This is a genomic window from Roseateles sp. DAIF2 (assembly GCF_015624425.1).
In the GTDB taxonomy this organism is placed as follows: domain Bacteria; phylum Pseudomonadota; class Gammaproteobacteria; order Burkholderiales; family Burkholderiaceae_C; genus Kinneretia.
The window spans coordinates 5796570-5817631 of record NZ_CP049919.1 but is presented as its reverse complement, the minus strand read 5'-3'; the positions used below and the strand labels follow the sequence as shown (position 1 = coordinate 5817631).

The window sequence follows — 21062 nt, the reverse complement described above, 5'->3', positions numbered from 1 at the left end:
TACCGGCTGCGCCGGCCCCTCAAGGGGGCAGCGCCGACCGCCCGGCAAAGCCGGATCGGCGCCGCTCGCTTGGTAATGCAGGCGGTGCGGTAGATGCGGGGATGTTCAGTCCAATTCGAAGGCCGGCGGCTGCCGGCCGTCGAGGTCCCGGAAGCCGTATTCGCGCGCCAGGTCGGCGACGCGCAGCACCCGGCCGCTCTTCCCGGCCAGCGCCGCCGGGTCGTCGGCCGCCAGCGCGGCGATCGCGCGGCCCAGGTAATGCGGCGATTCGGTGCGCGCCAGCGCCGGGCGTTCCCGCCAATGGGCCTCGTCGGTCTGGTGGCCCTGCAGGACCAGCTCGGTGCGCATCCAGCCCGGCGAGACGGCCAGCGAGGCCACGCCATGTGGGCGCAGCTCCTCGGCGATGCCGAAGGCCAGACGCGTGATCGCGGCCTTGGCCAGGTCGTAGAACAGATGGCCGCGCAGGTAGCGGTCGCGGTCCCAGAAGGTGGTCGCGACGACCAGGCCGCGGCCGCGTTCGATCATCAGCGGCGCGGCCGCCCGCGCGGCCAGCAGGTGCAGGCGAACACCATGTTCGAACATCGCGTCCCAATGCCGCATCGGCCGCTCCCAGAACGGCGCGTCGAACACGCCGTCGAAGCTCTCGTGCCCGCCCCAGGCGTTGTTGACCAGCAGGTCCAGCGCGCCGCCATGCTCGGCGCGGATGCGCGCGAATAGCGCGGCCACCTGGGCCTCGTCGCCATGGTCGCAACGCAGCGCGATCGCGTGCCCGCCGGCGCGCTCGACCTGCTCGGCCGTGTCCTCGATCGAGCCGGGCATGCGATCGCTGCCGGCCAGCGCCAGCAGGCTCTCATAGCCGGCGGCGGGCGCGGCGCGCGTGCTGCGCCCGGTCACGATCACGGTGGCGCCGGCCGCCCCCAGCTCGATCGCGATCGCACGGCCCGCGCCGCGGCTGGCACCGGTGACCAGGGCCAGGCGGCCCTGCAGGGGAGGTTGAGGCGAGGATGGCATCGTTGAGCTCCTGCTGCTTGGCAAGCGCCCAACGATAGACCGGTGGCGGTGGCGCAGCAGGAAATCAGGTTTTTTGGATGGAGACGCCGCCATCGACCAGCAATGCAGTGCCGGTGACGAAGGAGGCGGCCGGCGAGGCCAGGAACAGCGCCGCCTCGGCGATCTCCTCGGGCCGGGCCAGGCGCCGCAGCGCATGCAGGCGCGCGACCTGGGCCAGGGCCTCGGGTGTGCCATTCATCTGATGCGCCATCGGCGTGTCGGTGCCGCCGGGCAGCAGCGCGTTGACGCGCAGGCCCTGCGGGCCGAACTCGGCGGCCAGGGCCTGGGTCAGGCCGATCAGCCCGGACTTGCTGGCCGCATAGGCCGCGGCGCCGGGGAAGCCGGCGGTATGGCCGACAAAGGTGGAGGTGAAGATCAAACTGCTGCCGGCACTGGCCTCCAGCAGGGCCGGGATCTGGTGCTTGGCGCCGAGGAATGCACCGGTCAGGTTGACCTCCAGCGCCTGGCGCCAGTCGGCCGCGCTCTGCTCGACGGTCGGGCCCAGCGGGCCCATCGTGCCGGCGTTGTTGAGCGCGATGTCGAGCCGGCCGAAGCGCTGCAGCGCCTCGCGCACCAGCGCCGCACCATAGGCCTCGTCGCTGACATCGCCGGCCAGCGCTGCCGCCCGCCCGCCCTCGGCCTCGATCTCACGCACCAGGGTCTCGAGTTCGGCCGCGCGCCGCGCGCCGGCCAGCACCGCCGCGCCCTCGCGGGCAAACAGGCGCGCCGCGGTCCGGCCGATGCCCGAGCTCGCGCCGGTGATGATCGCGACCTTGCCGCTCAGTCTTGCTGTCATGGGATGAATGTCCGGTGAGTTGAAGAAAACAGGGCGCAGCCTAGGGCGCCCCGCCGGCGCGGACGCGCCGGAACCGGACATGCAAATCGGCTCGCGGCTCAGCGCCCCAGCGCGCTCGGCCGCAGGCCGGTCCAGCGCTTGAAGAAGCGCCGGAAGTTCGCGCCGTCGAAGAAACCCAGCGCCTCGGCGACCGCCTCGTTGGGCTGGCCGCGCAGGCGCAGCAGGTAGAGCGCGACCAGCGCGCGCAGCTGGTCCAGCTCGGCCTGGTAATGCGTGCCATGCTGGGCCAGGCGGCGCTTCAGCGTCGCCGGGCTCATGCCGAAGCCGGCTGCCAGCTCGTCCAGGGTCGGCGCCTGGTCCAGGCGCGGCAGCAGGCGGTCGTGCAGCGCGGCGAGCAAGCCGCGGCGCCCGGCCTGCGGATCGGCACCGCGGGCCAGTGCCGCGGCGGCGCGTCCGCCGGCGCGCGTCGGCCAGGGCCGGCGGGCCCAGGCCAGGTCCAGGCGCATCGCATCGGCCTGGCAGCCGAAGGCGAGCGATTCGCCCAGATGCACCGCATGCTGGGCCAGGTCGCGCGGCGCGGTGCGGTTGAAGCTGAAGCGCCAGGGCAGGCGCTGCCCGCCCAGCCAGTCCGCCAGGCCGGCGACCGCGCTCATGTGCAGGTCGACCAGGAAGCCGCGCTGGCCCGGCGGCAGGCCGCAGGCCTCGGTCCAGACCAGGATCAGCTCGCGCTCGTCGAGCAGCAGGCGCGGCGTCAGCAGCGGCGTCAGGCGCCCGGCCAGCGCGCACAGCAGGCGCAGCACCTCGACCAGGTCCGGCGCCTCCTGCAGCGCCTGGCTGGCCAGGCCGTAATGGCCGGGCAGCCAATGCCGGCCGATCACGAAGGCGGCATCCGGCCCGCCCCGTTCCTGCAGCGGCGCCAGCAGGGCCAGCAGCCGACGCGGGCTGATCAGCGGCGGCGTCTCGGCCGGCAGCGCCTCGGCCAGGCCGCGGCTGCGCGCGAACTCGGCCAGCAGCACCGCCTGGTCGGCATAGGCCAGGCAGGGCTGGTCCAGCTCGTAATGAGGAGCGGCCGGCCCGGGCGGCAGCGCGGCCCAGGGCAGCTCAGTCATGGCCGTCGTCGCAGCTGCGCAGGTGTGCGGCCAGCCGGCGCAGCAGGGCCTCGGGTTCGGCCGGGTCCGCGGTGCCGGCGCGCGCCAGCAGCACCGGCAGGGCCGGGCCCTGCGGCCAGCCCAGCAGCGCCTGGCGCAGCTGCTCGGCCTGCGCGCAGGCCTCGGCCGCGCCGGCGCCGGGCAGCAGCACGACGAAGCGGTCGCCGGCATAGCGGCACAGCAGCACATCGGGCCGCAGCTGCAGGGCCAGCAGCAGGCCGGCGGACTGCAGCAGCCGGTCGGTCTCGGCCAGGCCCAGGCGGCGCGCCAGCGCGGCGTCGAAATCGCGCCAGCCCAGCATCAGCAGCTGGCCCGGGCGGCCGGCCTGGCGCTCCAGCGCGATCTGCGCGGCCATGTAGGCGGCGTCGCCGAGCTGGGTCAGCGCGTCGATGCGGCGGTGGTCGCGGAACAGGCGCTCGCGCGGGCCGAGCTGGCGCGCCAGCGCCAGCTGCTCCTGGCGCCACAGATGCAGGCCCCAGGTCAGCAGGGCCATGCCCAGCGGCGTCAGCAGCGATTCCAGCCAGTTGTCCCACAGCATCGATTTGGGCAGCAGCCAGAACTCGTCCAGCAGGTCCACATAGGCGCCCAGCAGCATGCCGGCCATGCCCAGGCACAGGCGGTCGGTCACCGGCCCGGCCGGCCGGCTGGCGCGCAGATAGGCCAGCCAGACCGCCACCAGCGCCGCCATGCCGCCCTCGCCCAGCACGTCCATCCAGCGCCAGTCGGCCAGCGGGCGCGGCGCGCCCAGCAGCGCATAGGGCAGCAGCAGCAGCGCCGCGGCCAGCAGCAGGCCATGGCCGAAATGGCGCAGGCCCAGCACCGGCGCCATGGCCGGCAGCGCGGCGCCGCGGTGGCGCGCGAGCAGGGAGGAGAAGGGGATCCGCATGATGGGTCGCGATGCTAGGCCGGCTCGATGACAGTGCTGTCATGCAAGCGCGGCAGCATCGCGGGGGAGTCCGAACAGCTCAGCGCGCGGCCGCGTTTGCGCCGCCCGGCCCCGCGGGGCGGTGCTGTCACGCAAGCGCCATCGCCGCCGACCAGCATGCGCAGCCATTCCGACCACTGCGCATCCCGTAGCACCACCATGAACCGACCGCCCCTGCGCCTCAGCCTGCTGAGCCTGACCCTCGCGCTGGCCTGGACCGCCCAGGCCCAGACCGCCCCAGCCCCCGAAAAACTTGACACCGTCCAGGTCACCGGCCAGGGTGCCAGCCTGCGTGGCGCGCTGGACAAGCAGCGTGCCGCCCTGGGCGTGCTCAGCGTCGTGCATGCCGACGCGATCGGCCAACTGCCCGACAACAATGCGGCCGAGGCGCTGGCGCGCCTGCCGGGCGTCTCGGTCGAGCGCGACCAGGGCGAGGGCCGCTTCATCCGCGTGCGCGGCCTGGGCCCGGACTACAACCAGGTGACGATCAACGGCGCCACCGTGCCGGCCTCCGAGGCCGAGCGCCGCGCGCCGGGCCTGGACGTGGTGCCGGCCGGGCTGATCCGCTCGCTGGAGGTCACGAAGACCCTGACGCCGGAGCAGGACGCCAACTCGATCGGCGGCAGCGTCGCGGTCAACACCCTGTCGGCCTTCGACCTGCCCGGACGGCTGTTCAGCGTCGAGCTGGGCGCGAACCACGACGCCAATGCCGGCAAGACCCGACCCCGCGGCGCGCTGACCTTTGCCGACCGCTTCGCCGGCGGCACGCTGGGCCTGGCCTTCTCGCTGTCGGCCGACCAGCGCCGCTTCGCCAGCGACAACGTCGAGACCGGCGGCGCCTGGGACGGCGCCAAGCTGGAGAAGTTCGAGCTGCGGCGCTACGAGATCAGCCGCGAGCGCCTGGGCGGCGCGCTGAACCTCGACTACAAGCCCGCGGCCGGCCGGCACTACTACCTGCGCGGCTTCGCCAGCCGCTTCAGCGACAAGGAAAGCCGCCAGTCGCAGGCGATCGCCTTTGCCGCTGCGCAGCCGGCCGGTGCGCTCGGCGCCGCCGAGGCCGCGCGCGGCCTGAAGAGCCGCACCGAGACCGCCAAGACCGCCTCGCTGGCGCTGGGCGCGGACTGGCGCCTGGGCAGCGACTGGCGGGTCGCCGCCGAGGCGGGCTTGGGCCGCGCCAGCGAGGCCACGCCGGATGCGCTGGCCTCCTCGGCCTTCAAGGCCAAGTTCGACGGCGTCGGCTTTGTCGACGGCAAGCGGCCGCAGCTGCAGGGCCCGGCCGGCCTGGCCCAGGCCACCGGCTATGCGCTGGACAAGTTCAAGCTGGAGGACACGCTGGCACGCGACCGGGTGCGCCATGCGCGGCTGGACCTGCAGCGCGAGCTGGCGCTGGACGGCGGCGCCGAGCTGGAGATCAAGGGCGGGCTCAAGGCCACGCGCCGCCACAAGAGCAGCGCGCAGGAGACCTGGAGCTACAGCGCCAAGGCGCTGGCCAAGGCCGGCGTCGCGAAGGACCGGCTGGCGCTGGGCCGGTTCCTGCAGGAGGGCGAGGCGCCGGCCTATGCCTGGGGCGGTTTCGGCCCGGCGCTGAGCGCCGCGAAGCTGCGCGCGCTGGCCGCAGGCCTGGACGCGGCGGCCTTCCGCCATGCGGTCGATTCGGCCAGCAACGACTACACGATGGACGAGGATGTCGACGCCGCCTATCTGCAGCTGAAGTACGAGCAGGGCGGCACCCAGCTGCTGGGCGGCCTGCGCCATGAGCGCCTGAGCTTCCGCGCCGCGGGCACCGCGGCCGTCGATGACCAGCTCTCGCCCAGCCGCGCCGAGACCGGTAGCCGCCACTGGCTGCCGGCCCTGCTGCTGCGGCAAGACCTGGCCCCGGGGCTGCAGCTGCGCGCCGCGCTGACCCATTCGGTGCTGCGCCCGAGCTTCGGCCAGCTCTCGCCCGGCCGGGTGGTTGAGGGCGAGAAGGAGGCCGAGCTCGGCAACCCCCTGCTCAAGCCGCTGCGCTCGCGCAATCTGGACCTGGGCCTGGAGCAGGCGCTGGGCCGCGACGGCAGCGTCTCGGTCTACGCCTTCCACAAGAACATCCGTGACTTCGTGTTCCAGACCGACCTGGCCGGCAGCCCCGGCTGGGAGCGGTTCGAGCATGTGGCCAGCCATGCCAACGGCGGCAAGGCCAGCGTGCGCGGCCTGGAGCTGGCCTACAACCAGGCGCTGCGCCAGCTGCCGGCGCCCTGGAACGGCCTGGTGCTGGGCGCCAACGCGACCTTCGTCGATTCGACCGCGCGCATCGGCGGCTATCAGGACGGCCAATGGCGCGGCCGCGAGATCGCGCTGCCCAGCCAGTCCGACCGCACCCTGAACCTGAGCCTGGGCTGGGAGGGCCAGGGCCTCAGCACGCGCCTGGCGCTGAACCACAAGTCGCCCTACCTGCTGGAGGTCGGCGATGTGCTCGACGCGGACAAGGACCTGAAGGTCGACAGCCAGAACCAGCTCGACTTCGCGCTGCGCTACCAGCTGCGCCCGGGCCTGGAGCTGAGCTTCGAGGCGCTGAACCTCGCCAACGCGCGCTACTACGTCTACCAGGCGGAGCGCGCGCGCAATGCGCAGTACGAGCAATATGGCCGCAGCTACAAGCTGGGCCTGAAACTGGCGGTGTACTGAGCGATGGCGCGAACGATGAAGCATTGGACGAGGGCGCTGTGCTGCGCGCTGGGCCTGCTGCTGGCCGGCACGGCGGTGCGGGCGGAGCAGCAGCCGCAGCTGAGCCTGGACAAGGGCCGCGGCCTGCTGCTGCAGGATGCCCAGGGGCGCGAGCTGGACCGGCTGGCGCTGCGCGCCAAGCGCTGGGACCGGCGCGGCGATCTGGCCCTGCTGCAGGATGCCGACAGCGGCGAGCTGCGCCTGCTGCGCGCGGCCGGCGGGCGGCTGCGGCCCGAGGGGCGCTGGGCGGGGCCGGGCTTCGCCGTCGAGCAGCTGTGCCTGTTCCGCGACGGGCAGGACCTGCTGCATGTCTTCCTGCTCGGCGAGGACGGGCGCTCCGAGCAATGGCTGCTGCATGAGGGTCGGGCGCGGCCCGAGCGCCTGCTGGCCACGCCGCCGGAGCCCGGCGCCTGCCGGGTGCGCGACGGCGAGGCGCGGCTCTACATCGCCGAGCCCGGCGTCGGCCTGTGGGCCTACGAGGCCGATGCCGAGCGCGAGGGCCGGCGGCTGATCGCCCATGCGCCGCAGGTCGATGCGGCCGCGCTGGTCCGGCGTCTGGACGACTGGCTGGCCGCGCATCCCGCGCCGGCCGCGGCGCCGGCTCTACCGCTGCTGGCGCCCAGCGCCCAGACCCGGCCGATGCGCAGCCAGGGCGATGCGGCCGACGACCCGGCGATCTGGGTGCATGGGCGCCGGCCGGCGGCCAGCTTGATCCTCGGCACCGACAAGAAGCGCGGCCTGGCGGTCTACGACCTGCAGGGCCGCGAGCGCCAGTTCCTGCCGGTCGGCCGGGTCAACAACGTGGATCTGCGCCAGGGCCTGCGCTACGGCGGCGCGCGCCGCCTGGACCTGGCGGTGGCCAGTCAGCGCGACGAGGCCGGGCTGGTGCTGTTCGGCATCGGCGCCGAGGGGCGTGTGACCGAGCTGGCGCGCCTGCCGACCGGCCTGGACGAGATCTACGGCCTGTGCGTCGGCCGCAACGAGGTGGGCGGGCTGGACATCTTCCCGAACGACAAGGACGGCCGCGTGCTGCAGCTGCGCCTGCGCCGCATGGGCGCGGTCTGGCGCACCGAGCGGCTGCGCGAGATCCGCCTGGCCAGCCAGCCGGAGGGCTGCGTGGTCGACGAGGCGCAGGGCCTGCTCTTCGTCGGCGAGGAAAAGCGCGGCGTCTGGCGCCTGGCGCTGGGCGACCCGCGCGCCGAGCCGGCGCTCGCGGTGCCGCTGGGGCCGACCCTGGCCGCCGATGTCGAGGGCCTGGCGATCTATGCCGGCCGGCAGGGGCGCTATCTGCTGGTGTCCTCGCAGGGCAGCGACAGCTATGCGTTGTTCGACGCCGCCCCGCCGCATGCGCCGCGCGGCGCCTTCCGCATCGGCATCCATGCGCGGCTGGGCATCGACGGCGCCTCGGAGACCGACGGGCTGGAGCTGACAGCCGCCAACCTCGGCGGCGTCTACGCGCGCGGCCTCTTGGTGGTGCAGGACGGCCGCAAGCGCCTGCCGCAGGGGCCGCAGAACTTCAAGCTCCTGCCCTGGCGCGCGGTGGCCGAGGCGCTGGACCTGCCTTAAGCGATGTCGCCGTAGCGCCCCGCGACCACGACCACATAGCCGTCCGGGTCGCGCAGCCAGAACTCGCGGTGCTGGGCCAGCGGGTTGAGCTTCAGCGGCTCCAGCACCGTCGCGCCGGCGCGCTGCGCGCGCTCGAAGGCGGCGGCCACCGCGTCATGCTGGAACCACAGCAGCATGCCGTTGCCGCGCGCGGCCAGGGCCGGGTCGCCCAGGTGCGCATGCTCATGCGCGTCCCAGTGGTGCAGCTGCAGCACCATCGCGCCGGCGGCGTCGAGCAGCTGCTCGTACTCGGCGCCGCCATGGCCGCTCGCCAGACCCAGCGCGGCCTGGTACCAGCGGCTGCTGGCCGGCACGTCGCGCACCGCGATCATCGGCTGTGGGGTCATGTCTTGCCTCCGCCGCTTCGTTTGCGCGGCGCCGCGCATTGGTCGCAGCGGCCGTACAGGGTCAGTTCATGGTGGTCGACGGTGAAGCCGCGCGGCGCCAGCGCGGCCAGGTCGCCGGGGCAGGCGTGCACATCGAACACGCGCTTGCATTCGGTGCACTGGAAGTGATGGTGGTGGCCGGTCTGATGGGCCTCGTAGCGCGGGCTCTCGCCGGGCAGGGTGACCGGCACGATCTCGCCGGCATCGACCAGCAGCTTCAGGTTGCGATACACCGTCGCGATCGCGAGGCCCGGCACCTCGGCCTGGGCGGCGTCCAGCACCTCCTGCGGCGACAGCGGCCGGCCGGCGGCCTCGATGGTGCTGCGGATGGCCGCGCGCTGGCGGGTGGATCGTTCCATGGCTGGCGAAGGGGATTGGGGAGACGCGGGACTTGAGGCGGCCAAGTGTCGCATGCTAGTATTTGCGAATGCGTTCTCATTAGCAATAAATCAACAGGGCGCCGCCGCCCCTCCCACTCATGAAACCAAGATATCTGGCCCTGCCGCCGCAGGGCAAGAGGCCCCTGCTCGTCCTTTGCCTGGCCGCCGGTGCCGCCGCGGCCGATGAACCGACGGCCGGCGCCCGGCTGGACGCCGTGCAGGTCCACGGCAGCCGCAGCCCCGGCCAGCTCGATCCGGACCTGCCCAGCACCCTGGTCGGCAAGAGCGCCGAGGCGCTGCTGGAGCAGCAGAACGTCTTCAACCCGGAGGACGCGCTGCGCAACCTGCCCAACCTGACCCTGCGCAAGCGCTACAGCGGCGACCGCAACGCGCTGCTGGCCGGCCGCAGCTTCTCCAGCCTGCAGGCGCAGCGCGCGCTGGTGCAGATGGACGGCTATCTGCTGTCCAACTTCCTCTACCGCTTCGACGCGCCGCGCTGGAACATGATCGCGCCGGAGGAGATCGAGCGGGTCGACGTGGCCTACGGCCCCTTCTCGGCGCTGTATGCCGGCAACTCGATGGGCGTGACCGTGCTGATGCAGACCAGCCGGCCGCGCAGCGCCTTCGAGGGCGCACTGCGCCTGGCCGGCCAGTCGCAGAGCTTCGACCTCTACGACGATGCCGGCCGCTACGGCAACAGCCAGGCCTCGGCCCTGCTGGGCGGGCGGCTGGAGTCGGGCAGCTGGTGGCGCCTGCTGCTGAACCGCCAGCAGTCGACCAGCCAGCCGCAGCAGTACTACGTGGTGCTGGCCGATGCGCAGGGCCGCTTCCCGACGCCGTCCGGCCCCGGCATGGCGCTGCCGGTGCAGGGCATCCGCTACGACATCGCGCCGAACGGGCGCCGCCGCGCGGTGTTCGGCGCCAATGCCGGCGCGATCGACCGCACCCTGCAGCACACCGCCAAGCTCAGCGCGGGCCACGACTTCTCGCCCAGCCTGGGCGTCGACGGCTTCCTGGCCTGGTGGCGCAATGACAGCCACACCAGCAACCGCAGCTTCCTGCGCGACGCGGCGGGCCGCACGGTCTGGTCCGGCCGGGTGCGCGATGCCGGCGACGCCACGGCCCAGTTCGACATCCCGGCCCAGGCCTTCGCGCCCTACAGCCGCGACGAGGCCCATCTGCAGGGCGGCCTGAGCCTGCGCACCCGCCATGCGCGCGGCTGGAACCTGCTGCTGCAAAGCAGCGTCTACCGCGTGCGCGAGGACATCCAGCGCGACGCCGCCGCGCCCGACCCGCAGGCCGCGGCCGGCGGGCCCGGCCAGGCCGCCACGCGCGACGGCACGGGCTTCGACAACCTGGAGGCGCAGGCCCGCTACACGCCCAGCGCGGGCGACTGGGGCGGCGGCGCCCATGCGCTGACCCTGGGTCTGCAGGACCAGCGCTTTCGACTGCGCCAGCGCGGCCTGGCGCTGGCCGACTGGCGCGGCGGCGCGCCCGGGGCGCTGCTGTCCGAGGTCGGCGGGCGCAGCCGCCTGCTGGCGCTGTATGCGCAGGATGCCTGGCGCTTCGCGCCGGACTGGCGCCTGGTCTCGGGCCTGCGCTGGGAGGCCTGGCGCGCGCGCGACGGGCTGCAGTCCTTCGCCGGCATCGCGCCGGTGCAGTACGCCGAGCGCCGGCTGGAGGCCTGGTCGCCCAAGCTCTCGCTGAGCTGGGATGCGGCGCCGGACCTGAGCCTGCGCGTCTCGGCCGGGCGCGGCGTGCGCTTCCCGACCGTGTCCGAGCTGTTCGCCGGCACGCGCTCGGGCAGCAAGATCGAGCGCAGCGATCCGCAGCTGCGCCCCGAGCGCTCCGATGCGCTGGAGCTGTCGGCCGAGCGGCGCTTCGCGCAGGGCCAGCTGCGCGCCTCGCTGTTCCAGGACGATGTGCGCGACACGATCTGGAACCAGCTCAACCCGACCCTGTTCCCGATCGTCAGCACCACGCAGAACGTCGGCCGGGTGCGCACCCGCGGCCTGGAGCTGGCGGGCGAATGGCATGACTGGCCGCTGCGCGGCCTGAGCCTGGAGGGGCATGTGGCCTTCAACCGCGCGACCATCCTGGAGAACGCCGCGCTGCCGGCCTCGGTGGGCAAGCATTGGCTGCGCGTGCCGCGCGTGCGCTCGGCGCTGACCCTGAGCTACCAGCCGGAGCGGGCCTGGACCTGGTCCGCCACCTATCGCCACAGCGGGCGCCAGTACAACGAACTGGACAACAGCGACCTGCAGCCCGACCGCTACGGCGGCGTCTCCTCCTACGGCCAGCTGGATCTGCGCCTGCTGTGGCGCGGCCTGCCGGGCCTGGAGCTGGCGCTGGGCGTGGACAACGTCGGCAACCAGCTCGCCTTCCAGGCCCATCCCTACCCGGGCCGCAGCCTGTTCGCGGAGGTGCGCCATGTCTTCTGAGGTCGCGCTGCAGATCGAGGGCCTGGTCAAGCGCTATGGAGAGCAGCGCGCGGTCGACGGGCTGGACCTGCGCGTCGAGTCCGGCGAGATCTATGCGCTGCTGGGCCCGAACGGCGCCGGCAAGAGCACGACGATCGCCTGCACCCTGGGCTTCTTGCGGCCGGACGCCGGCAGCGTGCGCCTGGCCGGCGCGGCGCCGCCCGAGGCGGCGATCCGGCATGCGGCCTATATCTCGGAGAACGTCGCGCTGTATGAGCGCCTGAGCGGCATCGAGAACGTCGAGTTCTTCATGCGCCTGCAGGGGCAGCGGCCGCGCCGCGCCGAGATCGAGGGCTGGCTGGCGCGCGCCGGCCTGCCCGAGCAGGCCTGGGCGCGCCAGGCCGGCACCTATTCGAAGGGCATGCGCCAGAAGGTCGGCATCGTGATGGCGCTGGCCAAGGCCGCGCGGGTGCTGGTGCTGGACGAGCCGACCTCGGGCCTGGACCCGCAGGCCAGCATCGCCTTCGGCGCGCTGATCCGCGAGCTGGCGGCCGAGCGCGGCACCGCGGTGCTGATTGCCACCCATGACCTGTTCCGTGCCCAGGAGCTGGCGCAGCGCTGCGGCATGCTGGTCGGCGGGCGCCTGCTCGGCGAATGGCGGCTGGCCAGCCTGGCGGCCGGCGAGCTGGAGCGGCATTACCTGAGCACCCTGGCGGAGGCGGTGGCATGAGCGGCCTCGCGCGAGGATGGTGCGCCTTCGCCGGCGCCTGGTCGGCCGACTGGCGCGAGCGCCGGCGCGACTGGCGCGTGCTGCTGGTGCTGGCCCTGGCCCTGCTGCTGGCCGCGGCCGCAACCCTGATCGGCGCGCGCGAGCTGCGCGCCAGCCAGGCCGCGCGGACCGAGGCCCAGCAGGCCGAACGCCAGCGCTGGCTGGAGCAGGGGCAGAAGTACCCGCATTCGGCCGCCCATTACGGCATCTATGCCTTCAAGCCGCGCGCCACCCTGGCGGCGCTGGACCCCGGGGTCGAGCCCTATGTCGGCTCCAGCGTCTGGCTGGAGGCGCACAAGCAGAACGAGTTCGCCTACCGGCCCGTCAACGACGAGCCCGGTGCGGTGCGCCAGTTCGGCCTGAGCCCGGCCTTCGTGCTGCAGGTGCTGGTGCCGCTGGCGATCGTGTTCCTCGGCTTCGGCAGCTTCGCCGGGGAGCGCGAGCGCGGCCAGCTGCCGGGGCTGCGCCTGGCCGCGGCGCCGCTGGGCCTGGTGGCCGCGGCGCGCGCGGCGGTGCTGTGGCTGCTGGCCCTGCTGCTGGCGCTGCCGGCCTGCCTGGGCGTGGCGCTGCTGCAGGCCGGGGCCGGCGAGCCCTTCAGCGATGCCGGCGCGCGGCTGGCGCTGTTCGCGCTCGGCTACGGCCTGTACTTCGCGGCCTGGTGCCTGCTGGTGGTGGGTATCTCGGCGCTGGCGCCCAGTCTGATGCGCAGCCTGGCGGTGGCGCTGGCGCTGTGGGTGCTGCTGGCCCTGCTGCTGCCGCGCGCGGCGCTGCAGGCCTCGCAGGATGTCGCGCCGCTGCCCAGCGGCCAGGCCTTCCGCGCCGCGCTGGAGGCGGCGCTGGGCGAGCCGCATGACCCGGACGTCGAGGCGCGCCAGCAGCAGACCCTGCTGGCGCAGTACGGCGTGCGCACGCTGCGGGAGCTGCCGGTCAACTGGGCCGGCATCGGGCTGCAGCGCGGCGAGGAGGCGGGCGATCGCGTCTTCGACGCCCATTACGGCCGCCTGTTCGCCGCGCTGCGCGCGCAGGGCGAGGCGGCGGCGCGCTGGGGCTGGGCCTCGCCGACCGTCGCGGTGGCGGTGCTGTCGGCCGCGGCGGCCGGCAGCGACACCGCGCATCACCTGCAGTTCGTGCAGGGCGCGGAGGCGCACCGGCGCCTGATCCAGCGCCTGATGAACGAGGCGATCGCGGCGACGCCACCGAGCCGCGGCGAGCGGGTCGAGCATGGCGCGGAGCTGTGGTCGCGCGTGCCGCCGCTGCGCTTTGTGTTCGAACCGCTGGCCGGCGCCGCGCTGCTGGCGCCGCTGCTGGCGCTGCTGCTGGCCAGCGCGGTTTTCTGTGCGCTGGCGCTGCGGCGCCTGCGCCGCGGAGGGATGACGCGATGAACAAGCGATCCGGTAGCGGCCGCCAGGCCTGGTGGCTGGTGGTCTACGACCTGCGCGCGCTGTGGCGCGAGCGCAGCCTGCTGTGGCTGCTGGGGGCGACCCTGCTGGTATTCGGCTGGGCGCTGCTGCAGGGCGCACGCTTCGAGGCCGAGGGTCGGCAGGCCGCCGCCGCGGCCCAGGCCCAGCAGGAGCGCGCGCGCGGCGCCGCGCAGGCGCTGGCGCGCGACTATTTCGCCGCGCCCGAGGCGCCGCGCTTCGCGCAGATGAAGTGGTGGCGCAGCCCCTTCGACGTGCGCGGCTATGCCTTCTACGAGCATCTGGACTTCGCGCTGCGCCCGGCCCTGCCGGGGGCCGCGCTGGCGGTGGCGCAGGCCGATGTGCTGCCGCGCTATGTGCGGGTGCGGGCCGAGAGCCTGGACAGCGCGCGCGGTGCCTACGACCTCGAGCATCCGGCGCGGCTGGCGGTTGGGCGCTTCGACCTGATGTTCTGCGTGGTCTACCTCTGGCCGCTGGTGCTGCTGGCGCTGGGGGCCTCGGTGCTGACGCAGGACCGCGAGACCGGGCGGCTGGCGCCGCTGCGGCTGCAGGGCGTGGCGCCGGGCCTGCTGCTGCTGGCGCGCAGCCTGGCGCGCGCGCTGGTGGCCGGCCTGGTGCTGGCGCTGGGCATCGCGGCGCTGGCGCTGCTGAGCGGCGCGGTGCCGGCCGATGCGGCGGGCGCCTGGGCGCTGCTGCAATGGAGCGGGCTGCTGCTGGCCTACTCGCTGTTCTGGGCCGGCGTCTCGGCGCTGATCTGCGCCCATTGCCAGCGCCAGCTGACCGCGGCCTTTGCTGGCTTCGGCGCCTGGGTGCTGCTGGCCATCCTGCTGCCGGCGGGGCTGAGCCTGGCCAGCAGCCTGGCCGCGCCGGTGCCGGGGCGCGAGCTCTATGTGCGCGCGCTGCGCGATGCCGGCGATGCGGTGGCGGCGAACCGCCAGCAGGTGCTGGAGCGCTTCTACGACGCGCATCCGCAATGGCGGCCGCAGCAGACCGCGCTGGCGGCCCTGCCGCATGCCGTCACCCGCATCCCGCGCGCGCTCGAGCAGGAGCGGCTGCTGGCGCCGCTGGAGCAGCAGTACGAGGCGGCGCGCGCGCGCCGCCAGGCCCTGTTCGATCGCTTCCTGTGGCTGAGCCCGGTCTCGCTGGCCAGCGAGCAATGGGCCCGGCTGGCGGGGCATGACGCGCAGCGGCAGCGCCGCTTCATGGCCGAGGTGGCGGCGCATCAGGGGCGGCTGCGCGAGTTCTTCGGCGCGCAGCTGCAGCAGGCGGCGCTGCGCGACGAGCGCGGGCGCTGTGCCCGCACCTGCGTGGAGGGTTACGGCTTCACGGCCTTCGAGGCGGTGCCGCGCTTCACGCCCTCGGCCGCGCTGGCGGCGCCGGCCGGCGCGGCCGCGGCGCCGGGCGCGCTGCTGGCCTGGGCGCTGGCGTTGCTGGGGCTGGCGCTGTCGGGGCCGATCTACGCCAGCAGGCTCTCCGGCGCCAGGTAGCGCAGGCGGTAGCTCTCGAAGTCCAGCGTGTCGGCGGCCTCGATGCGCTGCTGCTCGGCCACCGAGGCGGCGGCCATCGCGGCATAGCGCTGGCGCGCCGCGGCGCCGAAGTTCAGCTCCAGCAGCTCGCGGCGGATCGCTTCGGAGCGCGCGCGGATGAAGTCCACATGGCTGGCGCCGAAGTCCTGCGCCATCGCGGCCAGCACGCGCGCCGAGGGCGTGCGCTGCGGCTCCTCCAGCGCCAGCCGCGCGGCGGCCAGGGCCTCGCGGTGCAGGCCGCCGCCCTGGGCCGCGTCGAGCGCGGCGGCCAGCGGTTCGCATTGGTCCAGGATCTCGCGACCCCAGTCGAGCAGGGGGATCTCGGCCTCGCCGCGGCTGAGCCGCAGGCCCGGCTCGCGGCCGCGCGCGGCGGTCAGATGCTGGTTGCGCGCCAGCGCGGCGATCTCGGCCGGGCTGTCCGGCGGGCTGTCGCTTTGCAGGCAATGCAGCAGGAACACGTCGAGGAAGCGCATGGTCTGGGCGCTGATGCCCAGCGGCTCGAAGGGGTCGAGGTCCATGCAGCGCACCTCGACATATTCGACGCCGCGCTCGCGCAGCGCATGCAGCGGGCGCTCGCCGGCGCGGATCACGCGCTTGGGGCGGATCGTGCCGTAGAACTCGTTCTCGATTTGCAGCAGGGTCGGGCTGAGCTGGTTGTAGTCGCCGCCGACGCCGCGGATGCCCAGCTGCTCGTAGGGGCCGTAGGGCCGGGTCAGCGCCTCCTGCAGCGAGGCGGCATAGCTCTCCAGGCTGTTGTAGCTGACCGAGAGCGAGGCCTGGGCATCGCTCTGGTAGCCCAGCCGACCCATGCGCAGCGAGGTGCCATGCGGCATGTGGAAGCTGTGCTGGCCCAGCGGCAGCAGCTCATGCGCGCGTCCTTCGACGAAGCTCGAACACAGGGCCGGCGAGGCGCCGAACAGATAGAGCAGCAGGAAGGAGTGGCGGCGGAAGTTGCGGATCAGGCCGAAATACTGCTCGGTGCTGACGCCCGGCATCGACCAGTTGTAGTGGATGCCCGAGATGGTCTGCATGCGCCGGCCGTAGCGCTGGCCCAGGCCCATGCGGTAGACGCTCTTGGAGCGGCCGACATTGCTGTTGCCGTAGCGGCCCAGCGGGATGGTCTCGTCGGTCGGCAGGCCGCAGGGCATCGAGCCGACCCACAGGCGTTCCTCGCCCTGCTCGTGCAGCGCCTGGTAGACGGCCTGGTGCACCTCGCGCAGCTCGGCCAGGCAGACCTCGGCATCGCCATGCACGCCGGTGATCAGCTCCAGCTGCGATTCGCTGAAATCGGTGGTGATATGGGGATGCGTCAGGGCCGAGCCCAGCGCGGCCGGATGCGGGGTCAGCGCGAGCTTGCCCTCCGGCAGCGCGCGCAGGCTTTCCTTCTCGACGCCGCGACGAATGCCCTGTAGTTGTGTGGCCGCGGGTGCCTGCGGCGCTTTATTGGATGCTTCGCTCATGTGCGGCGGTCCCCAGTATTTTTCGAGGGCGGAAGGTAACAGAAGCGTGTGACCCGCGCTTTAGTCCGGCTCCTGCTCCATCAGCAGATAGGTGTTATACGCGTTCATCCGGTTCGCCAGCTTGAACAGGGGCAGGTTCTCATAGCGCGACCAGTCGGTGGCGGCGTAGGCCTCGTCGAAGGGCGTCATCTCGCGCGCCGCGCGGCCCATGCTGGCGCGCAGGAAGGCCAGGTAGTCGCGCGTGAGCAGCAGGTCCTGGCGCGCCTCGGTCGAGGCCGGGCCATGGCCGGGCACGACGATCGCGGCCGGGCGCGCCAGCAGCCGGTCCAGCGAGGCCACCCAGCGCCGGCTGTCGGCCTGGCCGACGAAGGGCACGCGGCCGCGGAACACCAGGTCGCCGGCGAACAGCAGCTTGTCGGCCGGCAGCCAGATGCCGAGATCCTCCGGCGTGTGCGCCGGCCCGACCGGGATCAGCTGCAGCGCCAGCCCGCCCAGCGTGAGCGTGGTCTCGCCGTCGATCCAGCGATCCGCCGGCACCAGGCGGGTGCCGGGCTCGACCAGGCCCTCCTCGATGCTGGCCCGCAGGCGCAGCGCGGCGGTGTCGCTGTTCAGGTACTCGCGCGCCCGCTCGTGCGCCAGGATCTGTGCGCCGGCCGCCTTGAAGACCTGCAGGCCGTAGATATGGTCGGCGTGGTAATGGGTCAGGATCACATGGGTCAGCGGCTTGTCGGCCGGGCCGAGGGTCTTCAGCCGCGCCAGCAGCTCGCGCGCCAGCGCCGGCGAACCGAGCGCGTCGACCAGCACCCAGCCGGCGGGCGTCTCGATCAGGCCGGCGTTGGAGATGTTGTTGCGGTTCTCCGCGCTGCCAGCGGCCGACAGGCCCTGGAACAGCCAGACATGGGGCGAGAGGCGCTGCGGCTCCGGCAGCATGGGCTCTGCGGCCGCGGCGGGGGCGGCAAGCAGGGACGTCAGCAACAAGGCGGCAAGCCGCGACAGGAGGGAGGGTCTCATGTCGCCAGCTTAACGGACGGCCCTCACAAGTGACCGTTTGTATCTCCCGGTCCGGCCTGTCAAGATTCGCTTCCTGCATGGCTACACTGGCTCTGGACCTGACGACGGTGTAAGACCTTTATGGAAGAGTTTTGGCGTCTGGCACAGCAGGCGGCGCTGCGCATCTGGAGGCAGGTCGACGGGCTGCGCTGCGAACCCAACGCGGCGGCCCTGCAATGGGCGCGCGCGCAAGGCCTGGACGAGGCCGGGCTGGCCCAGCGCTGGCAAGACCTGGCCCCGCGCGTGCTGGCCGCGCCCGATGCCGCCCGGCGCGGCTGGCGCCTGGGGCCGGACGGCCCGAGCTTCGAGGGTCAGGCGATCCGCGCGGACGACGGCGGCGCGCTGCTGTGGTGGCTGACGCCGGCCGGCGCGGCCGAGGCGGCGCTGGACCTGGGGCGCATCGTCGCCGAGCGCGAACGCATGGCCTCGGCCGCCGAGGCGGCCGGCCTGGGCCTGTGGAGCCGCATCGACGGCGTGGCCGACTGGAACCTGCCGATGTACCGCCTGCATGGCCGCGACCCGGTCGCCGGGCCGCCGAGCCTGGCGCAATGGTGGGCCCAGGTGCATCCGCTGGACCGCGAGCGCCTGCGCGAGGAATCCGCGGCGGCCGAGCGCGAATGGCGGCCGGTGCACCATGCCGAGTTCCGCATCCTGGCGCCCGACGGCGATCCGCGCTGGATCTACAGCTGGACGCGCCGCGAGCTGAAGGACGGGCGGCGCGTCGCCTTCGGCCTGCACCTGGACGTGACCGAGCGGCGCGGCGCCGAGTACGCGCTGCAGCGCGAGCGCGAGCGCGCGCTGTTCGCGCTGGACGCCGGCGGCGTCGGCGTCTGGCGCCGCACCGACGGCCGCAGCACCTACTGGAGCGAGGCGATGTACCGCCTGCGCGGGCTGGATCCGTCCGACCCGCGCTCGCCCGAGGAACTGGCGATCAGCTGCCTGCATCCCGAGGATCGCGGCCAGTGGCAGCAGATCGCGCAGCGCTACGGCGAGGGCCAGCGCGTCAGCGAGGCCTATGAATGGGAGTTCCGCGTCGTCTGGCCGGACGGCTCGGTGCATTGGCTGGTCAGCCGCGGCCGCACGGTCAGCGACGAGCAGGGCCGGCCGCTCTACATGACCGGCGTCAATGTCGACGTGACCGAGCGCCACAAGGCCCAGGCGCTGATGCTGGAAGGGCAGCGCCTGGAGCAGCTCAAGCGCACCCAGTCGGAATTCCTGGCGCGGGTCAGCCATGAGCTGCGCACGCCGATGAATGCGGTGCTGGGCTTCGCCCAGCTGATGGCCTACGACAACGCCGAGCCGCTGACCGCGCGCCAGAGCGAGCGCCTGGCCCGCATCGACACGGCCGGGCGCCATCTGCTGGCGCTGATCGACGATGTGCTGGACCTGGCCCGCATCGACGCCGACCGCCAGCCGCTGGCCGACGAGCCGGTGCCGCTGGACGCGCTGGCGCGCGAGGCGCTGGGCTGGGTGGCCGACCAGGCGCTGGCCGCGGGCGTCAGCCTGCGCCTGGCGCGGCCGCGCCTGCCGGGCCGCGTGCGCGCCGACAAGCGCCGGCTCGGCCAGGTGCTGGTCAACCTGCTGACCAATGCGATCAAGTACAACCGCCGCGGTGGCTGGGTCGAGGTGGAGACGCGCGGCCTGAACGACGGCTGGGCCGAGGAGGCCTCGACCGAATGGGCGCTGGTGGTGCGCGACAGCGGCCGCGGCATGACGCCCGAGGCCAAGCAGCGCATCTTCGAGCCCTTCAACCGCCTGGGCGCGGAGCTGGAGGGCATAGCCGGCACCGGCATCGGCCTGACCATCGTGCGCCAGCTGACCGAGCGCATGGGCGGCCATATCGAGGTGGACAGCGAGCCGGGCGTCGGCAGCGAGTTCCGCGTCTGGCTGCGTGCCGACGAGGAGGACACGCGCCCGGCGCCGCTGGACGAGCTGCCGGTGCTGACCCGCCCCCAGCCGGCGCCGGCGGGCCAGCGCCTGAAGCTGCTGTGCATCGAGGACAACGCCGCCAACCTGCTGCTGGTGCGCGAGCTGCTGGCGCTGCGCCCGCAGTTCGAGTTCAGCAGCGCCGACTGCGGCCGCGCCGGCCTGGCGCTGGCGCTGCAGCTGCGGCCCGACGTGATCCTGCTCGACATGCAGCTGCCCGACCTGCATGGCAGCCAGGTGCTGCGCGCGCTGCGGCGCGCGCCGGAGCTGAGCGCCTGCCGGGTGATCGCGCTGTCGGCCAATGCGATGAACAGCGACATCCAGACCGCGCTGGCCCAGGGTTTCGACGACTACTGGACCAAGCCGCTGGAGATGGCGCGCTTCCTGCGCGGGCTGGATGCGCTGCTGGAGGAGCGGGCCTAGAAAAAGGCTCTTTGTTCATTGACCTGTGATATTCCCGGCGTGGTCTTGATGGCCCCTGCAAAGAGCCGGATGGCGCCGGGACGCGGGTGCGCGCAATTGCTCCGTGTCCCCCGGGCCGCCTTGCGCGGCCCTCCTCCTTAACCTGCGCAATTGCGCACACCCGCATCCCGGCTCCTCCACCGCAAGTTGTTCGCGGAGAAAGTCAGATGCAACGCCAAGCAGGAGGGTGGGCGGGCCTGATGCGGAGGTTAAGGAGGAGGCCGCGCAGCGGCCGGGGGATTGAGCCCGGACACCAGAAGTCCGGTGGACTTCTGGTGCCTGGCGAAAGCCAGGGCTGCGAGGCCCTGGCAGGTAGCAGCAGGTCTGCCCGCCCTCCTGCGCCCAGACCTTTGCTATCGCGGCATCGTCAATCAGCGCGCAAAGAGCCTAGAAAAAGTCCAGGGCCAGGCGCTCCGCCTCGGCCTTGGCCTGTTCCAGCGCCGCGGCCGTGGTCTCGGGCGGCGCCAGGCTGGGTGCGGCGCTGATCTCGGCGATCTCGGTGATGCCCAGGAACTTCAGCCAGCGCCGCATCTGGCCTTTCTGGAAATCGTTCTCGGCATCGCCGGGGGCGATCGGATAGGCGCCGGCGCTGGTGTAGACCAGCAGCGCCTTCTTGTCGCGCAGAAAGCCTTCGTAGCCGCGCTGGGGCGTCCAGATCCAGTTCTCGCCGGCCAGGGTGACCACGTCGATGTAATGCTTGAGCCGGTAGGGCAGGCCGAAGTTCCACATCGGCACGCTGAGCACATAGCGGTCGGCCGCATTGAAGCGCTGCGACAGCCGGCGCGCCTCCTCCCAGCGCCGCTGCTGCTCGGGCGTGGCATTGCGCGCGCGCAGCACCGCGAACTTGGCGGCGATCATCTCGGCGTCGAAGGCCGGCAGCGGTTCCTGCCAGACATTGAGATGTTCATGGGCGGACCCAGGGCGATGCCTGTGGTGCTCGGCCAGGAAATGCCGCGCCACCGAGGCGCTGCGTGAATCCGGCGAGGGCGAGGCCTGGATGTGCAGGATCTTGTGGGCTTGTTGCGTCATCATCGTTCT

The 21062-nt window shown here is 73.2% G+C and carries 16 protein-coding genes; 7 read left to right on the top strand and 9 right to left on the bottom strand.

Annotation, left to right across the window (positions count from 1 at the left end; genetic code table 11):
• Positions 1-105: 105 nt before the first annotated feature.
• The 4 genes from G8A07_RS26765 to G8A07_RS26750 all read right to left on the bottom strand — a co-directional run bounded on the left by G8A07_RS26765 (position 106) and on the right by G8A07_RS26750 (position 3880).
• Positions 106-1011 (bottom strand): SDR family oxidoreductase, encoded by a 906-nt coding sequence (locus tag G8A07_RS26765; RefSeq protein ID WP_195794940.1) that lies wholly within the window; start codon positions 1009-1011, stop codon positions 106-108.
• Between the two features lie 64 nt (positions 1012-1075).
• The gene (locus G8A07_RS26760) at positions 1076-1846 is read right to left on the bottom strand and encodes an SDR family oxidoreductase (RefSeq protein ID WP_195794939.1); all 771 of its coding nucleotides are present in this window, start codon (positions 1844-1846) and stop codon (positions 1076-1078) included.
• Between the two features lie 98 nt (positions 1847-1944).
• Positions 1945-2955, bottom strand: a complete 1011-nt coding sequence (locus tag G8A07_RS26755) for an AraC family transcriptional regulator (protein ID WP_195794938.1) — start codon at positions 2953-2955, stop codon at positions 1945-1947.
• Complete coding sequence (locus G8A07_RS26750; protein ID WP_195794937.1) at positions 2948-3880, bottom strand: diguanylate cyclase domain-containing protein; 933 nt, start codon at positions 3878-3880, stop codon at positions 2948-2950. The genes G8A07_RS26755 and G8A07_RS26750 overlap by 8 nt, the downstream gene beginning before the upstream one ends.
• A gap of 198 nt (positions 3881-4078) precedes the next feature.
• On the opposite strand from G8A07_RS26750, the gene G8A07_RS26745 reads away from it, so the two are divergent.
• Both G8A07_RS26745 and G8A07_RS26740 read left to right on the top strand, forming a co-directional pair.
• Positions 4079-6583, top strand: coding sequence for a TonB-dependent receptor (locus G8A07_RS26745; RefSeq protein WP_195794936.1), 2505 nt, complete (start codon positions 4079-4081; stop codon positions 6581-6583).
• A gap of 15 nt (positions 6584-6598) precedes the next feature.
• The gene (locus tag G8A07_RS26740) at positions 6599-8188 is read left to right on the top strand and encodes a phytase (protein WP_195794935.1); all 1590 of its coding nucleotides are present in this window, start codon (positions 6599-6601) and stop codon (positions 8186-8188) included.
• On the opposite strand, the gene G8A07_RS26735 is transcribed toward G8A07_RS26740, so the two are convergent.
• Together G8A07_RS26735 and G8A07_RS26730 are read right to left on the bottom strand one after the other, a co-directional pair.
• On the bottom strand, positions 8185-8574 hold the full coding sequence (locus G8A07_RS26735) for a VOC family protein (protein ID WP_195794934.1): 390 nt from the start codon (positions 8572-8574) through the stop codon (positions 8185-8187). The genes G8A07_RS26740 and G8A07_RS26735 overlap by 4 nt on opposite strands.
• Positions 8571-8972, bottom strand: coding sequence for a Fur family transcriptional regulator (locus G8A07_RS26730; protein WP_195794933.1), 402 nt, complete (start codon positions 8970-8972; stop codon positions 8571-8573). Before G8A07_RS26730 ends, G8A07_RS26735 begins: the two co-directional genes overlap by 4 nt.
• Positions 8973-9091: 119 nt before the next feature.
• Here G8A07_RS26730 and G8A07_RS26725 point away from each other — a divergent pair, with 119 nt between their 5' ends.
• The 4 genes from G8A07_RS26725 to G8A07_RS26710 are packed head-to-tail and all read left to right on the top strand — an operon-like array spanning position 9092 to position 15087.
• Positions 9092-11434 carry a TonB-dependent receptor gene (locus G8A07_RS26725; RefSeq protein ID WP_195794932.1) on the top strand — a complete coding sequence of 781 codons (2343 nt, stop codon included), beginning with the start codon at positions 9092-9094 and terminating at the stop codon, positions 11432-11434.
• A complete protein-coding gene (locus G8A07_RS26720) occupies positions 11424-12143 on the top strand; it encodes an ABC transporter ATP-binding protein (RefSeq protein ID WP_195794931.1) in 720 nt (239 codons plus the stop codon). The genes G8A07_RS26725 and G8A07_RS26720 overlap by 11 nt, the downstream gene beginning before the upstream one ends.
• A complete protein-coding gene (locus G8A07_RS26715; RefSeq protein ID WP_195794930.1) occupies positions 12140-13564 on the top strand; it encodes a DUF3526 domain-containing protein in 1425 nt (474 codons plus the stop codon). Before G8A07_RS26720 ends, G8A07_RS26715 begins: the two co-directional genes overlap by 4 nt.
• On the top strand, positions 13561-15087 hold the full coding sequence (locus tag G8A07_RS26710) for a DUF3526 domain-containing protein (protein WP_195794929.1): 1527 nt from the start codon (positions 13561-13563) through the stop codon (positions 15085-15087). Before G8A07_RS26715 ends, G8A07_RS26710 begins: the two co-directional genes overlap by 4 nt.
• Here G8A07_RS26710 and gshA read toward each other — a convergent pair.
• Both gshA and G8A07_RS26700 read right to left on the bottom strand, forming a co-directional pair.
• Positions 15057-16586: a glutamate--cysteine ligase gene (gshA, locus tag G8A07_RS26705; RefSeq protein WP_195794928.1), complete on the bottom strand. Its 1530-nt coding sequence runs from the start codon at positions 16584-16586 to the stop codon at positions 15057-15059. The genes G8A07_RS26710 and gshA overlap by 31 nt on opposite strands.
• A 60-nt stretch (positions 16587-16646) precedes the next feature.
• Positions 16647-17516: an MBL fold metallo-hydrolase gene (locus tag G8A07_RS26700; protein WP_249937156.1), complete on the bottom strand. Its 870-nt coding sequence runs from the start codon at positions 17514-17516 to the stop codon at positions 16647-16649.
• 201 nt (positions 17517-17717) lie between these two features.
• Between G8A07_RS26700 and G8A07_RS26695 the strand changes: the two genes are divergently transcribed.
• Positions 17718-19985 (top strand): ATP-binding protein, encoded by a 2268-nt coding sequence (locus tag G8A07_RS26695; RefSeq protein ID WP_195794926.1) that lies wholly within the window; start codon positions 17718-17720, stop codon positions 19983-19985.
• Positions 19986-20411: 426 nt separating this feature from the next.
• Here G8A07_RS26695 and G8A07_RS26690 read toward each other — a convergent pair whose 3' ends face one another.
• Positions 20412-21056 (bottom strand): FMN-dependent NADH-azoreductase, encoded by a 645-nt coding sequence (locus G8A07_RS26690; protein WP_195794925.1) that lies wholly within the window; start codon positions 21054-21056, stop codon positions 20412-20414.
• Positions 21057-21062 lie beyond the last annotated feature (6 nt).